Here is a 14,928-nt window from a genome sequence, read left to right as displayed (position 1 = left end):
TCTACCGGACGAACCGGCTGCCACGGCGGGCCAAGGCGCGCGGCAAGTCAGCCCGGGCAATTGTCAAAAATCTTCATACGCGCTTGACCTACACCCTTTTGTCGCACATTCGCTCTACAGTGGGCCTTCCAACATTGGCACCACTAGGAGGTATCTCATGGGTCTTTTCAGTTTCATCAAAGAAGCGGGCGAAAAGCTGTTTGGCGGCAAAGAGGTGGAAGCCGCAGCGGCCCAAGCGGGCAGCAACCCTGCCCCCTTGCAAGACCTGAACGACAAGGCGGCACGCGCCATTGAGGCCTATATCGCCTCGCAAAACCTAGGCGTGCAAGGCGTGCAGGTGGCGTTTGACGGCACCAGCGGCAAGGTGGAGGTGCAAGGCCAGGCCCCCACGCAAGAGGCCAAGGAGAAAGTCACCCTGTGCTGCGGCAACGTGGCCAGCGTGAAAGACGTGGACAACCTGATGGCCGTTTCGGCCCCCGCGCCCGAAGCCCAATACCACGACGTGGTGCGCGGCGACACACTGTCGGCCATTGCCAAGAAGTTCTACGGCGATGCCAACAAGTACCCCGTGATTTTCGAGGCGAACAAGCCCATGCTCAGCCACCCCGACAAGATCTACCCCGGCCAGAAACTGCGCATTCCGCCACTGGCCCAGTGAGCTACAGTCTTTAAGCAAAAAGAGCTGCCAGCGCTTGTATATCAAGCGCTGGCAGCTCTTTTTTTAGGAGCATTTATTTATTTCCTGGCATACGCCGGGATGAAAAGCCCCCTGCAGAGGCGGTCTCAGGGTGCGCGCTCAGCCCTGCCGCCAGGGCAAGCCATGAAAGCGCCAGCCCCCCTTGCGCCCGCGCTGGCCGTTGTCGTCCGGGTCGCCTTCAAAGCCTTCAAGGATGTTGTAGGCCGTGAGCCCCAGCTCGGTCGCGCGCTTGGCGGCGGCGATGGAGCGCACGCCGCTGCGGCACAGCAGCACCACGCTCTGGCCCTGGGGCACGGCAGCGCGCAGTTGGGCATCAAAGTCAGGGTTCATGGCCATGCCGGGCCATTGCTTCCACGGCACGGCAGCAGCACCAGGCACGCGGCCCACCCACTCCAGCTCAGCGCTGCTGCGCACGTCCACCAGCACGGCGGTGCCGCCCTGCACCCACTGCCAGGCTTGCTGGGGGGTGATGTCACCGGCGTAGCCTGCGGCCGGGGCGATGGCTTGGGGGGAGGTCATGGGCGGTTTCCTTGTGTCTCTCGGACGTTGGGCAGATGGGGCAGTGGGCGCCGGCGTGGCTAATCCAGCAGCGGCGCAGGCTCTTCGCGCAGGTGGTTGCGCAGCGCGGCGTAGTCGGGCACCACGGTGGCCACGGTGTTCCAAAAGCGGGGGCTGTGGTCCATCACCCGCAGGTGGGCCAGCTCGTGGGCTACCACGTAGTCGATGACGGCCGGGCGGTAGTGCACCAGCCGCCAGTTCAGGCGGATGGAGCCATCGGCCTTGGCGCTGCCCCAGCGGGTTTCGGCGCTGGACAGGCGCAGGCTGGTCCACTGCACGCCCAGCAGCGGGGCAAAGTGGTCCAGCCGCTCGATGAAGTGGCGGCGCGCATCGCGCATCAGCCAGGCCAGTACGGCGTCGCGGATTTGCGCCACGCTGGCGTCTGCGGGCAGCCCGATGAACAGCTGCGCAGGGGTGTCTGTGGCCAGGGCCTCGGGGGGCTGGGCTGCGTCCGCCGGGGTTGGACTCAGGGCGGGCTCTGCAGCCACCAGCGCCCCGCCCCGCCCGCTGCGGGTTTGGGTCGGGTCCAGCACCACCTGCAGGGGGTGGCCCATGTAGGGCAACACCACACCATTGGCCCAGCAGATGCGCCCGCCCTCCAGCCGCTGCTGGCGCTCGCGCGCCTGCACCAGCTTGGTCATCACCCAGGCGCTGCGCTCGCGCAGCACGCCGTCCACGGCCGACAAGGCCACCCAGGTCGGGGCGCGCACGGCCAGGCCATCGGCCCCCACCGTGAAGCCAATGGTGCTGCGCCGCGAGCGGTGCAGCGAGTAAGCCACCAGCGCATCGCCCAGCAACACCTCGCGGTTGGCCTGGGGGTGGCGGAATTCGGTGGGGGGCAGCAAGGATGCGATGGGCGCAGGCGGAGCGCTGCGCAAAGGCTGAATTGCTATGATTTCAGGAGCTGCCAGCGCTTTATCAATGGGCGCTGGCGGCCTTTTTTGCTTCAAACCCTGCGGCACCGGGGCCGCCCGCTGGCGCCCAGGCCGCGCGGGTGGCGTACGGCCCCCCGGGGCCTTGGCCAGGGTCGACGCGGGCACAGGCGCCCCCCCTGGGGCGGGCGCCACGCTGCGCTGCACGCCCTGCGGGTCAAACAGGTCCAGCGCCAATTGCACCAGTCGCTCCATCACAGGCCGTCGCTGGCTTCGGTGGGCGCTGGCGGCTGCGCCGCTGCGTCTCTTGGGGATGCCAGCGCGGGGGCATCGCGGTAGGCTTCGGGGTCCAGGCGACGCATTTCGGCTTCGATCCAGGCCTCCACCTCGCGCATCAGCTCGTCCGACTGCCGACCCGCCGTGGGGATGGGCTGGCCAATGGACACGTCCACCACGCCGGGGCGCTTGATGAAGGCCTTGCGCGGCCACACCTTGGCCGAGGTCACGGCGATCGGGATCACCGGCGCGCCCGCTTCGATGGCCAGCCGCGTGCCGCCGTTTTTGTACTGGCCCTTTTCGCCCCGCTCCACCCGAGTGCCTTCAGGGAACATGATGACCCAGGTGCCTTTGGCCAGCAGCGCCTTGCCCTGCTGCACCACTTTATGGAAGGCCCGTGCACGGGCACTGCGGTCGATGTGGATCATGTCCAGCCGCCCGATGGACCAGCCGAAAAACGGCACGTACAGCAGCTCTTTCTTGAACACATAGGCCAGCGGGCGCGGCATGATGGCGGGCATCAAAAACGTCTCGTAGGTGGACTGGTGCTTGACCAGCAGCACCGCACCGCCCTGCGCGTCCTTGGGCAAATGCTCCGCGCCGGTGATGCGGTAGTGAATGCCCAGCAGCGGGCGCGCGCTGTTCACGCTCAGCGCCAGCCAAGCGCGCGCAATGCGGTACACCGGTGCACCGCGCAGGCCCAGCAGCGACGCCAGCAAAATGGCGAGCGTGTAGGGCACCACGGTGATGGCCATCCACAGCATATGGATGATGGATCGGATCAACGCCATAGTTATGAGTCTTTCAGGCCGCTAGCGCTTGATAAATAAGCGCAGGCAGCTATTGTTTTTATAGTATCAAGCCGCCACACCAGGCACTGCAGGGGGCGCCGAGGGTGGCGCAGGTGGGGGCGATGCCTGGGCCGTGGCGGGCAGCAATTGCTCCACCCACTGCGCCAGGCTGGCATGCACCTGCGTGCCTTGCGGCCACACGGCGGGCAAGGGCTGCCCTGGCACCAGGGCGGCGGCGTGCCCGGTGCACACCACATGCAACTGCGCGCCCAGGGCGGCACCGGCTTGCAGGTGCGCCAGGCAATTGCCCACCACCAGCACATCGTGCGGCTCCACGCCATAGCGGTCACAAATTTGCTCCAACAGGCCCGGTGCGGGCTTGCGGCAGGAGCACTCTTCATCGGCCGCATGCGGGCAGTAGAAAACCGCGTCAATGCGCCCGCCCACAGCGGCCACCTGCCTGTACAGCTTGGCGTGGATGGCATTGAGCGCCACCACGTCCAGCAACCCCCGCCCCAGCCCAGGCTGGTTGGTGGCCACCACCACATGCCAGCCCGCATGGTTCAGCCGGGCAATGGCCTCGAGCGCACCAGGCACGGCCACCCAGTCGTCTGCCGAGGTGATGTAGTCATCGCCCAAGGCGTTGAGCAGGCCGTCACGGTCCAAGATGGCGAGTTTCATGGCATCCCCTTTGTCGCAACCATCAGCCTAGCAGAAGGCGTTTCAGCCTGGAGAGCTGCCACACTGCGCCCACGGAACTCGGATCCAGCATGGCAAAAGCCAGCGGCCACCGCGCAAGGGCTGCCAAGCTGCGCATGCGGCGCTTCGCTGGCGTGCGCCGGTGGCGTCCCCCTTCCCGCACCGCGCAGCGATTCGAGAGAAGGGGGAAGGCGCAAAGCGCCTCAGGGGGTTGCCCCATGTTCATGCAGCCAAGCGCGACAAGTCAGCCACGCGGTTCATCGCCTCGTGCAGGCTTTTGAGCAGGCCCAGGCGATTCATCCGCACATCCAGTTGCTCAGCGTTGACCATCACATCGTCAAAGAACGCATCCACTGGCGCACGCAGCACCGCCAGGGTTTGCAGGCTGGCGGTGTAGTCGCCCGCGCCAAACTGCGCATTGGCCTCCGGCACAAAGCGCTGCAGGGCGACAAACAGGTCTTTCTCAGCCTGCTCTTGCAACAAGGCGGGGTTCACATGCGCGTCCACTGCGCCTTCGACCTCGGCCTTTTTCAGGATGTTGCGGACGCGCTTGTTGGCGGCTGCCAGGGCCGGGGCTTCGGGCAATGACGCGAAGGCGCGGACTGCGGCCAGTTGCTTCTCGATCAAGGCCAGACGCTGTGGGCGCAGGGCCAGCACGGCGTCCACCTCCTGGGTGCTGTAGCCCTGCTCTCGCAGGCCGCCTGCCAGGCGGTCATAGATGAAGTCACGCAGCTTCAGGGAATTGGCACCAAACTGGAAACCCGCTTCTGCAGGATCTGATTGCCGCTCCTGCCAACCATTAAAGGCGTTTGAAGCAAGCACCAGAAGCTCATCAACCAACTTCAACGGCACATCTTTTTCGACCAGCATGCGGATCACGCCCAGCGCGTGGCGGCGCAGCGCGAAGGGGTCGCGGTCGCCGGTGGGCAGGTTGCCGATGCCGAACATGCCGACCAGGGTTTCGAGCTTGTCAGCCAGGGCCACCACCACGCCTGCCGTGTTGCGGGGCAGTGCATCGCCGGCAAAGCGGGGCTTGTAGTGGTCTTCAATGGCGTGCGCAACGGTCTCGCCCAGGCCGTCGTTCAGGGCGTAGTAGCCGCCCATGATGCCTTGCAGCTCAGGGAACTCGCCCACCATGTCGGTCACGAGGTCGGTCTTGGCCAGCAATGCGGCTTGGTCGGCATCCTGCACCAGTTGCGCATCGCCCAGTTGTTGTGCAATGGCTTTGGCGATGGCGCGCACGCGCTCCACACGCTCGCCTTGGGTGCCCAGCTTGTTGTGATAGACCACCTTGGAGAGGCCTTCAACGCGCGAGGCCAGGGTCTTCTTGCGATCTTGGTCAAAGAAGAATTTCGCATCGGCCAGACGGGGGCGCACCACGCGCTCGTTGCCGCCGGTCACAAAGCTGGTGTCTTCGGGGCTGATGTTGCTGACCACCAGGAACTTGTTGGTCAGCTTGCCCGCAGCGTCCAGCAGCGGGAAGTACTTCTGGTTGGCCTTCATCGTGAGGATGAGGCACTCTTGCGGCACGCCCAGGAACTGCTCTTCAAACTGGCAGATGACCACATTGGGCCGCTCGACCAGAGCGGTCACTTCGTCCAGCAAGGCTTCGTCTTCGATGGGGCAGGCACCGTTGCCAACCTTCGCAGCCGCTGCGGCCAGCTGGCGGGCGATCTCGGCCTTGCGCTCGGTAAACGATGCGATCACGGCACCGTCTTTTTTCAGCGTGGCGGCGTAGCTGTCGGCGTCTGCCAGCACCACGGGCGACACGGCCGCTTCAAAGCGGTGGCCGGTGGTGCTGTTGCCAGCCGTCAGACCCAGCGCCTTGACGGGCACCACGGCGGCGCCGTGCAGCGCCACCAGGCCGTGCGCGGGGCGCACAAAGTTCACACTGCTCCAGCCGGGCAACTCGCAGTCGGTCTCCAACTGGTAACTCATCACCTTGGGGATGGGCAGCTTGGCAATGGCTTCATCCAGCGCCTTTTGCAAGCCCGCTTGCAACGTCGCGCCGGGCACCACGCTGTCGTAGAACAGGGCTTCGGCCTTGCCGTCCTGGGCGCGCTTCAAGGCGGCCACAGCGGCTGCGGGGTCGGACACATCGGCACCCAGCGCCTGCAGCTTTTTGAGCAGCGCGGGCGTGGCGTTGCCGCTGGCATCCAGGCCCACGGTCACGGGCATCAGCTTTTGCTGCACGGCCTTGTCGGCGGCCTTGTCGGCCACAGTGGTCACGTGCGCAGCCAGGCGGCGGGGCGATGCGAACGGCGTGACAAGGGATGCCGCAGTGGCCAGGCCCTGTGCCTTGAGCTGGTCGGCCAGCACCGTGGCGAAGGCGTCGCCCAGCTTCTGCAGCGCCTTCGGGGGCAGCTCTTCCACAAACAGTTCGACGAGGAGATTTTGGGTGGTCATGGGATCAATCAGCTCAAAGACGGTGTGACCGCGTTGTAGTGCAGCACGGTAGGAAAGGGGTCGTAGAAATGGTGCAGCAACGTGCGCCATTCCTGGTATTGGGGAGAGCCGCGAAAGCCCTCGGTGTGGTCTTGCAGCGTGGCCCAACGCACCAGCAGCACGTACTGGTGGTCATCTTCCACGCAATGCTGCAGCTCGTGCCCTTGGTACCCGGGCATGGACGCAATGATGCGCTGCGCCTGGGCAAAGGCCTGCTCAAACGCGGCCGTCTGGCCGGGCTTGATCTGCAGGGCGGCAATCTCCAGAACCATCAGGCGGCCTTCTTGGCCGTGGGTGCCATTTGCTCCACCCACTCGCGCGGCGCCATGGGGAAGCCCAGGCGTTCGCGGCTTTCGTAGTAGCTTTGCGCCACGGCGCGGGCCAGGTTGCGGATGCGGCCGATGTAAGCGGCGCGCTCGGTCACGCTGATGGCGCCACGGGCGTCCAGCAGATTGAAGCTGTGCGCAGCCTTGAGCACTTGCTCATAAGCGGGCAAGGCCAGTTGCTGTTCCATGAGGTACTTGGCCTGCTTTTCGTGCGCATTGAAGGCGGTGAACAAAAAGTCCGCGTCGCTGTGCTCGAAGTTGTAGGTGGACTGCTCCACCTCGTTTTGCTTGTACACGTCGCCGTAGCTCAGGGTGTCGGTCCACTTCAGGTTGTAGACGTTGTCCACGCCCTGCAGGTACATGGCCAGGCGTTCCAGGCCGTAGGTGATTTCGCCCGTAGCAGGCTTGCAGTCGATGCCGCCCACCTGCTGGAAGTAGGTGAACTGCGTGACCTCCATGCCGTTGAGCCAGACTTCCCAGCCCAGGCCCCAGGCGCCCAGCGTCGGGTTTTCCCAATCGTCTTCGACGAAGCGGATGTCGTTTTTCTTGAGGTCAAAGCCCAGCGCTTCGAGGCTGCCCAGATAGAGCTCCAGGATGTTGGCCGGTGCGGGCTTGAGCACCACCTGGTACTGGTAGTAGTGCTGCAAACGGTTGGGGTTCTCGCCGTAGCGGCCGTCCTTGGGGCGGCGGCTGGGCTGCACGTAGGCGGCCTTCCAAGGCTCGGGGCCAATGGCGCGCAGGAAGGTGGCGGTGTGCGAGGTGCCTGCGCCCACTTCCATGTCATAGGGTTGCAAAAGGGCGCAACCCTGCGCGTCCCAATAGGACTGCAGCTTCAAAATGATTTGTTGGAATGTCAACATGGCTTTGAAAGGCACTCTGGCAGGGCCAGGGCCGGGCAATAAGAAAGAATGAAAAGGCGGGTCGGCCAGCGCACTGCGCTCAAAGCACAGCACCCCGGCCGCCGGTGCAACCCCTGATTTTACGGCGCAGCCAGCCCGGCCACCGATTGACGCGCCGACAGTACGCGCCCATGAAAAAAGGCCGGTGCTCTTTTGGAGCCCCAGCCTTCCCAACCAGTCACGCCAGCCGTAAGCCGTTGCGCACCAGTGACCACCGTTGCGGGCAGCCTGTCGGCGCACATTGGGTGCGCCAAGTCTCGTTCCAAATGTCGCCTGCAGCTTTCATCGCCCGAAGACGCATCCACAGGGCGCGTCTTCAAGCCAGCGCACCCGTGGAGCTGGCTTTGCCAGGCCACCGGGTGCGTCCCCCTCAGGGGGAAGGCGCGAAGCGACTCAGGGGGGATCAATACTCCCAGAAAATGCGCTGCAGTTCCTTGCTGTCGCGGGTCTTGGTCAAAGCGACCATGGCCAGGATGCGGGCCTTTTGCGGGCGCAGGTCGTGAGCCACCACCCAGTCGTACTTGTCGTCGGGCTGCTCGGCATTGCGCAGCACAAAGCCATCGGGCACGCGGGCCGCACGGATCACTTGCACGCCTTGCGAGCGCAGGGTCTTGAGCGATTCCACGGCCTGGGCCGCCACCGAGCCGTTGCCCGTGCCCGCGTGGATCAGCGCCTTCACGCCAGCCTTGCCGTAGGCTTCGATGCCGGTGGTGTTCATGTTGCCGTAGCCGTACACGATGTCCACGGCAGGCAGGGCCTTGATGTCATCGATGTTGAATTCAGACTGCGCGGTGTGGCGCTTGACGGGGGCACGGAACCAGTAGTTCTTGCCTTCCACCACCATGCCCAGCGGGCCCCATTGGCTCTTGAAGGCTTCTGTCTTGATGTTGATGGTTTTGCTCACATCGCGACCGCTCTGGATTTCGTCGTTCATGGTGACGAGCACGCCCTTGCCAGCGGCGTCCTTGCTGGCTGCCACGCTCACGGCGTCGTACAGGTTCAGCGTGCCGTCGGCCGACAGGGCCGTGCCGGGGCGCATGGAGCCCACGACCACGATGGGCTTGGTGGTGCGCACGACCAGGTTCAGGAAGTACGCGGTTTCTTCCAGTGTGTCGGTACCGTGGGTGATGACGATACCGTCCACATCGGCCTGCTTGGTCAGGGCCGAGACGCGCTGACCGAGCTTGAGCAGGTGCTCGTTGGTGAAGCTTTCAGAGGCGATCTGGAACACTTGCTCGCCCGACACCTTGGCCACGTTGGCCAGCTCTGGCAGGCCTGCCAGCAGCTTGTCCACCGGCACCTTGGCGGCGGCGTAGGTCGCGCTGTTGGCGGCCGAGGCGCCTGCACCCGCAATGGTGCCGCCCGTGGCCAGCACCACCACATGGGGCTGGGCTGCCTGGGCCATGGCGGCTGCAGACAGGGCCGAGAGCACTACACCCGCAAACCAGCGGCGGGTGATGGACGAGGACGAAGAAGAAATATGCATGAAAAAGTCTCCAGATGATTTTGCGGGGCCCGCCGGTTGCGGCTTCGGCCCCTTGCCCGTCTTGTAGAACGGTGCCGCATCCTATGAGAAACACATACACAAGGAAGTGGAATAATTAACCCACCCTTGTGAGCAGGGCTCATACCACTCGTTTTCCCGTACAGCCTGACCCAGAAGCTGGCCCCCTATGAATCTGCGACAACTGGAAGTCTTTCAGGCCGTGCTTCAGACCGGCAACATGAGTGCTGCGGCCCGCCTGCTGTGCATCACCCCATCTGCGGTCAGCAAGGCCATTGCCCACACCGAGCTGCAATTGAGCTATCGCCTGTTTCTGCGCACACCTTCGGGGCTGACTCCCACCCCGGAGGCGCAGGTGCTGGCCACCGAGTCCACCGGTATCTATCGCCAACTCGATGCCCTCAGGCGCACGGCACGCAATCTGGCGGCCAGCGATTCGGGTGATGTGCGTTTGGCCGCCATTCCATCGATCACCCACGAGTTCCTGCCGCGCCTGCTGCACTACCACGCGTTGCAGCACCCGCAGGTGGGCGTGGAGGTGCGCACCATCCACCAAGATCAGATGACGCAGGCCTTGCTCACCCGCAGCGTGGACTTTGGGCTGGGCTTCTACCAACACCCCCACCCACAAGTCGCCAGCGACCTGCTGGTGAGCGGCCAGCTCTATCTGGCCGTGGCGGCATCGGTGTGGGGGCAGGCACCCCGCACGGCAAGCCCTGGCGCACGCTTGGCGCAGGTGCCTGTGATACGGCTGGTGGGGGACGATCCCATGCGCCAGTCCATTGACGAAATTGCCCATCGACTCGGATCACCCGCCGGGCCCGGCATTCAGGTGCAGACCTCGCGCCTTGCACTGGACTTGGTGCGCCTGGGCATGGGTTGGACGGTGGTCGATTTTCTGACGGCGCGGGGGCTGGACCCCGCACAGATGGTGACGCTGGAGCTGCATGAGCTCGCGCCCATCTCACTCTACAGCTACCAGGCACGGGCATTCGCACCCAGCCTGCAAGCCACCCGCATGCTGGCAATGCTGCCACGCCTGTTGCATGAGGCACTACAGGGCAATGGCAAACTGGCCAGACGCTAACGCCCCCAGTGTCGTGCCGAGCATCAAAAAAGCCTGCGTGTCCGGGGACAGGCAGGCTGTGTGTGCGGCGGCAGCTCGGAACGCCGCATCAGAGGATGTTCAAGCCTCCCAGCGGCGCAGAACCAGACTGGCGTTGGTGCCGCCAAAGCCAAAGCTGTTGGACAACACGGTGGTCAGCTGAGCATCGCGGGTTTGCGTGACCAAAGGCATGTCGCCCAGGGCGGGGTCGGGCGTTTCCACATTGGCCGAACCGGCGATGAAACCCTGGTTCAGCATGATCACGCAATAAATCGCCTCTTGCACCCCAGTAGCGCCCAGCGAATGGCCGGTGAGCGACTTGGTGGAGGAGAACGGCGGCACCTTGTCGCCAAACAGGGCACGCATGGCGCGCACTTCCTGCATGTCACCCACCGGGGTGGAGGTGCCGTGGGTGTTAATGTAGTCGATGGGGGCGTTCAGCCCTTCCATGGCCTGCTGCATGCAGGCAATGGCGCCGTCGCCCGAGGGGGCAACCATGTCTTCGCCGTCGCTGGTGGCACCAAAGCCCACCACTTCGGCCAAGATGTGGGCGCCGCGCGCCAGGGCGTGCTCCAGGCTTTCCAGCACCACGGCGCCGCCGCCGCCTGCGATCACAAAACCATCGCGGTTCGCGTCGTAGGCGCGCGAGGCTTGCTCGGGCGTCTCGTTGTACTTGCTGGACATGGCGCCCATGCCGTCAAACAGCAGCGACATGCCCCAGGACAGTTCTTCACCACCACCGGCAAACATCACGTCCTGCACGCCCCAGGCGATCTGCTGGGCTGCCGCGCCGATGCAGTGCGCCGAGGTGGAGCAAGCCGAGGTGATGGAGTAGTTGATGCCCTTGACCTTGAAGTTGGTGGCCAGGCAGGCGGACACGGTGGAACTCATGCAGCGCGTGACCTGGTACGGCCCCACGCGGCGGATGCCCTTTTCGCGCAGCGTGTCGGCCGCTTCGATCTGGTTCGCAGGCGAGCCGCCGCCCGAGCCCATGATGAGGCCAGTGCGGGGGTGGCTGACCTGCTCGGGCGTGAGGCCCGCTTGCTTGATCGCGTCTTCCAGGGCGATCTGAGCGTAGGCAGCCGCGTCACCCATGAAGCGCATCTGCTTGCGATCAATGCGCGCTTCGATGTCGATTTCCGGCGCGCCGCCCACTTGGCTGCGCAGGCCCAGTTCCTTGAACTTTTCCACGGCCTTGATGCCGCTCTTGCCCGCACGCAGCGAGGCTTCTACCGTGGCCAGGTCGTTACCAATGCACGAGACAATGCCCGCGCCGGTGATGACTACGCGCTTTTTGGTCATGCTGCGTCCTTGCCTTCTTCCTCGCGCTTGAACAGGCCCACACGCAGGTCGTTGGCTACATAAATTTCCTTGCCATCGGCGAGCAAACGGGCATCGCCAATGGCCATGACCAGCTTGCGCTTGATGACGCGCTTGATGTCGATTTCGTAGGTAACCCGCTTCACATCGGGGCCCACTTCGCCGGTGAATTTGACCTCGCCCGCCCCCAGAGCGCGGCCACGGCCCGGCAACTTCAGCCAGGTCAGGTAAAAACCAATGAGCTGCCACATGGCATCCAGGCCCAGGCAGCCGGGCATGACGGGGTCACCCTGGAAGTGGCAGGCGAAAAACCACAAGTCGGGCTTGACGTCCAGTTCTGCGCGGATCATTCCCAAACCGTGCGCGCCCCCATCGCTGTCGATGTGCGTGATGCGGTCAAACATCAGCATGGGTGGCAGCGGCAGGCGCCCGCTGTCAGCGCCGAACAGCCGGCCCTCGCCCGAGGCGATCAGTTGTTCGTAGGAAAAGGAATCTGCCATGTTCAGTCGTGCTCCAGAACGGCGGCTTGGCCGCCTCAAATCATCGTTCGTGCAACCTTCACCCCTGGTTGCGGACCTCTATTATCAAGGCTTGGCATGCTTGCCGGGCGGGATACACCCTGATTGCGCTCAGACCCGCTACGCGCGGCCTGACCTGGATCAAGCCCACACAGGTCCAACGCACGGCCCGTGGGCGGGTTTCAGTACCGCAATCCACAAGCCCAAGCGTGCGCTCACCTCACTCCATACCAAATGGCAGGGGCTTGAAATGAGCCCCTGGCGCCGGGCCGCGCCCACGTGCCACCCACGCCACAGCCACCACCAGCAGGCCCGCACACCACAGGGGCCACAGCCCCCAGCGCGACGCCCACCATGCGAAGGGGGTGACGCCGCCGCCATCGACAGACACGCCCTGCCCGCGCCCCTGTACCTCAGCGCGCAGCACCCCACGGGTGTGGCGTTCCAGCTGGTGGGTAACCACGCCGCGGTGGTCAATGATGGCCGTGGCGCCGGTGTTGGTGGCACGCACCATGGGGCGCTCCAGCTCCAGGGTGCGCATGCGGCTGATCTGCAGGTGCTGGTCAATGGCCAGCGTGTTGCCAAACCAGCCAATATTGCTGAAGTTGACCATCACCGTGGGCGCCTGGGCCGGGTCGGTAAAGCGCGCGGCCAGTTCTTCGCCAAACAGGTCTTCGTAGCAAATATTGGGGGCAATGCGCTGCCCCGCCCATTCAAACGAAGCCTGGCCTACCGTGCCCCGGTTGAAATCCCCCAGGGGTATGTTGAGCATGGCCGTGAACCACTTGAACAGCGGCGGAATGAATTCACCAAAGGGCACCAGGTGGTGCTTGCTGTAGGTGTAGACGGGCTCGGCCGCGCCACCATTGGGCGTGCCGGGCGTACTGGACGGACTGGAGGGGCGCCAGCCCAGCACCGAATTGGTGTAGCCAGCGCGGGTATTGCCCAGGGGTATGCCCACCAAAGCGGCTTGAGCCCCCTCGGTGTACCGGGCCTGCAGCCCTTCCAGATAGCCCGGAATCAGTTGCTGCGGCAGCAGCGGTATCGCGGTCTCAGGGGCCACGACCAGCATGGCCGCCTCGCTGCGCAACTGCTGCGCGTACCACTGCAGCGCCAGCGGCACACCGCTGCCTTCTTCAAATTTTTCGTCTTGCGGGATATTGCCCTGCAGCAGGGCCAGTGACAGCGGGGGCGCAGGAGCCCGCGCCGGGGTGTGGCACAGCTCTACCGCGCAGTGGCGCTGCAAGGCCGCCCAGCCCCCGACAGCCACGACCGCAAAAACGACCATCCAGGTGGACCAACGGCGCAGATCCGGTCCACGGAACTGCACGCACGCCATGGCCAACCCTGCGGACACCGCCCCCACCCCGTACACACCGATCCAGCGGGGCAGCGACGCCAGCGGCCCCTCAACATGGGCATAGCCCCCTGCGCCCCACGGAAAGCCCGTGAACCAAGTGCCACGCACCAGCTCCGCCAGCAGCCAAAGCGCTGCAAAAAGCATAGCTGCCAGCGCTTTATTAGCGGGCGCTAGCTTGCAAAAAGACCATAAAGCCGCCGCATAGTACAGGGCCAGGAACGCCGCCAAGGCCAGCACCGCGGCCACGGCCAGCGGCGCAGCCAGCCCACCATAGGTGTGCAAGGAAATGAACAGCCACCAGAAGGTGCCGCACAGCCAGGCCAGGGCAAACACAAAACCCAGCCATCCCCCCTGCCGCCCGCTGGGGCGCAGGTGGTGCAACAGCCCAGCCAACACCAACATCGACAGCCACTGCAGCCACCACACAGGCTGACCCGTGCCGGGCCATGCGAGCGAGGCCGCCTGGGCCAAACCGGCCAAGGCAGACAGCCCCGTGGCAGCCACCATCGCGGGGCGGCTGCTCGATATCGATGCCCGGGCCATCAATGCTCGGCAGCGCTGGGCGCGTCCACCCGCGACACCTTGAACCAGCGCACAGCGCCGGCCTTGGTATGCAGCACCACAAAATGCAGCCCGCACAGTTGCAGGTGTTCGCCGCGCTTGGGCACACGGCCCATTTCGTGGGCAATCAGGCCACCAATGGTGTCAAACGCTTCACCGGGCTCGCTGCCGTGGATGTGGACACTGAAGGCCTCAGACACCCGCTCGATGGGGGTATCACCGCTCACGCGGTAGGTCTTATCGGCCAGGCCAAAGATGTCGCCTGAATCCTCAGCAATATCGAATTCGTCTTCGATCTCGCCCACGATCTGCTCAAGCACATCTTCGATGGTGACTAACCCGGCCACACGGCCAAACTCATCGATCACGATGGCCAGATGGTTGCGGTTGCCGCGAAACTCGCGCAGCAGGTCGTTCAGGCCCTTGCTCTCGGGCACAAACACGGCGGGCCGCAGCAAGGCGCGGATATTGAGTTCTGGCGCCCGCTGCAGCTTGAGCAGGTCTTTGGCCATGAGGATGCCAATGATGTTCTCCCGCCCACCCTGGAACACCGGAAAGCGCGAGTGGGCCGTGTCGATCACCGAGCGCAGCAGCACATCGGGCGGCTCATCGATATCGACCATGTCCATGCGGGGTGAGGCCACCATGACATCGCTGGCGGTCATGTCGGCCATGCGAATCACACGCTCAATCATCACACGCGAGTCGGCGCCGATGACCTGGTTGTCCTCGGCCTCCGCCAGGGTCTCGATGAGTTCTTCTGCAGAGTCAGGGCCGGGGTGTATGAACTCGGCCACTTTTTGCAGAAAAGTGCGCTTGTCTTCCTTTTCGGGCAAACGCCCAGGGTGCGGGTCAGACACTGTCGTGGATTGCAGGACTTGCAGTAGTGGTGAACAGAGCCCAAGGATAGCGGATTGCGTTGACAAGGCAACGACGCAGCGCAGGGCGGCTGCTCACAGAGAACTCAGCGAGGCGCCGAATGGGCGTTGGGTTGCGC

The 14,928-nt window shown here is 64.6% G+C and carries 14 protein-coding genes; 2 read left to right on the top strand and 12 right to left on the bottom strand.

The genetic code is table 11. From position 1 onward, the window contains the following. Positions 1–157: 157 nt before the first annotated feature. Positions 158–658, top strand: a complete 501-nt coding sequence (gene lysM / locus C8C98_RS10850) for a peptidoglycan-binding protein LysM (protein WP_121454275.1) — start codon at positions 158–160, stop codon at positions 656–658. A 138-nt stretch (positions 659–796) separates the two neighbouring features. Here lysM and C8C98_RS10845 read toward each other — a convergent pair whose 3' ends face one another. The 8 genes from C8C98_RS10845 to C8C98_RS10810 form a co-directional block, all read right to left on the bottom strand. Further along, entirely contained in the window at positions 797–1,216 is a 420-nt protein-coding gene (locus tag C8C98_RS10845; protein ID WP_121454274.1) for a rhodanese-like domain-containing protein, read from the bottom strand. A 59-nt stretch (positions 1,217–1,275) separates the two neighbouring features. Further along, entirely contained in the window at positions 1,276–2,382 is a 1,107-nt protein-coding gene (locus C8C98_RS10840) for a M48 family metallopeptidase (RefSeq protein ID WP_121454273.1), read from the bottom strand. Further along, positions 2,382–3,194, bottom strand: coding sequence for a 1-acyl-sn-glycerol-3-phosphate acyltransferase (locus C8C98_RS10835; RefSeq protein ID WP_121454272.1), 813 nt, complete (start codon positions 3,192–3,194; stop codon positions 2,382–2,384). Before C8C98_RS10835 ends, C8C98_RS10840 begins: the two co-directional genes overlap by 1 nt. Before the next feature lie 66 nt (positions 3,195–3,260). Beyond that, positions 3,261–3,875 carry a D-glycero-beta-D-manno-heptose 1,7-bisphosphate 7-phosphatase gene (gmhB, locus tag C8C98_RS10830; protein WP_121454271.1) on the bottom strand — a complete coding sequence of 205 codons (615 nt, stop codon included), beginning with the start codon at positions 3,873–3,875 and terminating at the stop codon, positions 3,261–3,263. 240 nt (positions 3,876–4,115) lie between these two features. Further along, on the bottom strand, positions 4,116–6,299 hold the full coding sequence (glyS, locus tag C8C98_RS10825; RefSeq protein WP_121454270.1) for a glycine--tRNA ligase subunit beta: 2,184 nt from the start codon (positions 6,297–6,299) through the stop codon (positions 4,116–4,118). A gap of 8 nt (positions 6,300–6,307) precedes the next feature. Then, positions 6,308–6,610 (bottom strand): antibiotic biosynthesis monooxygenase, encoded by a 303-nt coding sequence (locus C8C98_RS10820; RefSeq protein ID WP_121454269.1) that lies wholly within the window; start codon positions 6,608–6,610, stop codon positions 6,308–6,310. Next, the gene (glyQ, locus tag C8C98_RS10815; RefSeq protein WP_099657799.1) at positions 6,610–7,524 is read right to left on the bottom strand and encodes a glycine--tRNA ligase subunit alpha; all 915 of its coding nucleotides are present in this window, start codon (positions 7,522–7,524) and stop codon (positions 6,610–6,612) included. Before glyQ ends, C8C98_RS10820 begins: the two co-directional genes overlap by 1 nt. Before the next feature lie 442 nt (positions 7,525–7,966). Next, positions 7,967–9,049, bottom strand: a complete 1,083-nt coding sequence (locus C8C98_RS10810) for a type II asparaginase (RefSeq protein WP_121454268.1) — start codon at positions 9,047–9,049, stop codon at positions 7,967–7,969. Positions 9,050–9,236: 187 nt separating this feature from the next. Between C8C98_RS10810 and C8C98_RS10805 the strand changes: the two genes are divergently transcribed. Continuing rightward, positions 9,237–10,154, top strand: coding sequence for a LysR family transcriptional regulator (locus tag C8C98_RS10805; protein ID WP_121454267.1), 918 nt, complete (start codon positions 9,237–9,239; stop codon positions 10,152–10,154). Positions 10,155–10,253: 99 nt separating this feature from the next. Here C8C98_RS10805 and fabB read toward each other — a convergent pair whose 3' ends face one another. The 4 genes from fabB to C8C98_RS10785 all read right to left on the bottom strand — a co-directional run bounded on the left by fabB (position 10,254) and on the right by C8C98_RS10785 (position 14,791). After that, positions 10,254–11,474 (bottom strand): beta-ketoacyl-ACP synthase I, encoded by a 1,221-nt coding sequence (gene fabB, locus C8C98_RS10800; RefSeq protein ID WP_121454266.1) that lies wholly within the window; start codon positions 11,472–11,474, stop codon positions 10,254–10,256. Beyond that, positions 11,471–11,992 (bottom strand): 3-hydroxyacyl-[acyl-carrier-protein] dehydratase FabA, encoded by a 522-nt coding sequence (gene fabA, locus C8C98_RS10795; RefSeq protein ID WP_121454265.1) that lies wholly within the window; start codon positions 11,990–11,992, stop codon positions 11,471–11,473. The genes fabB and fabA overlap by 4 nt, the downstream gene beginning before the upstream one ends. Before the next feature lie 238 nt (positions 11,993–12,230). Then, positions 12,231–13,913, bottom strand: coding sequence for an apolipoprotein N-acyltransferase (gene lnt, locus C8C98_RS10790; protein ID WP_121454264.1), 1,683 nt, complete (start codon positions 13,911–13,913; stop codon positions 12,231–12,233). Then, positions 13,913–14,791 carry an HlyC/CorC family transporter gene (locus tag C8C98_RS10785; RefSeq protein ID WP_121454263.1) on the bottom strand — a complete coding sequence of 293 codons (879 nt, stop codon included), beginning with the start codon at positions 14,789–14,791 and terminating at the stop codon, positions 13,913–13,915. The genes lnt and C8C98_RS10785 overlap by 1 nt, the downstream gene beginning before the upstream one ends. Between the last annotated feature and the right edge of the window lie 137 nt (positions 14,792–14,928).

The organism is Acidovorax sp. 106 (assembly GCF_003663825.1).
GTDB lineage: Bacteria > Pseudomonadota > Gammaproteobacteria > Burkholderiales > Burkholderiaceae_C > Acidovorax.
Note: the sequence above shows the minus strand (reverse complement) of the source record. Positions and strands in the feature narration are given on the sequence as shown.

Bases quoted from the DNA above. Each gene is read 5' to 3' on its own strand.
- lysM (WP_121454275.1), top strand. From the start codon at position 158: ATGGGTCTTTTCAGTTTCATCAAAGAAGCGGGCGAAAAGCTGTTTGGC.
- C8C98_RS10845 (WP_121454274.1), bottom strand. From the start codon at position 1,216: ATGACCTCCCCCCAAGCCATCGCCCCGGCCGCAGGCTACGCCGGTGAC.
- C8C98_RS10840 (WP_121454273.1), bottom strand. From the start codon at position 2,382: ATGGAGCGACTGGTGCAATTGGCGCTGGACCTGTTTGACCCGCAGGGC.
- C8C98_RS10835 (WP_121454272.1), bottom strand. From the start codon at position 3,194: ATGGCGTTGATCCGATCCATCATCCATATGCTGTGGATGGCCATCACC.
- gmhB (WP_121454271.1), bottom strand. From the start codon at position 3,875: ATGAAACTCGCCATCTTGGACCGTGACGGCCTGCTCAACGCCTTGGGC.
- glyS (WP_121454270.1), bottom strand. From the start codon at position 6,299: ATGACCACCCAAAATCTCCTCGTCGAACTGTTTGTGGAAGAGCTGCCC.
- C8C98_RS10820 (WP_121454269.1), bottom strand. From the start codon at position 6,610: ATGGTTCTGGAGATTGCCGCCCTGCAGATCAAGCCCGGCCAGACGGCC.
- glyQ (WP_099657799.1), bottom strand. From the start codon at position 7,524: ATGTTGACATTCCAACAAATCATTTTGAAGCTGCAGTCCTATTGGGAC.
- C8C98_RS10810 (WP_121454268.1), bottom strand. From the start codon at position 9,049: ATGCATATTTCTTCTTCGTCCTCGTCCATCACCCGCCGCTGGTTTGCG.
- C8C98_RS10805 (WP_121454267.1), top strand. From the start codon at position 9,237: ATGAATCTGCGACAACTGGAAGTCTTTCAGGCCGTGCTTCAGACCGGC.
- fabB (WP_121454266.1), bottom strand. From the start codon at position 11,474: ATGACCAAAAAGCGCGTAGTCATCACCGGCGCGGGCATTGTCTCGTGC.
- fabA (WP_121454265.1), bottom strand. From the start codon at position 11,992: ATGGCAGATTCCTTTTCCTACGAACAACTGATCGCCTCGGGCGAGGGC.
- lnt (WP_121454264.1), bottom strand. From the start codon at position 13,913: ATGGCCCGGGCATCGATATCGAGCAGCCGCCCCGCGATGGTGGCTGCC.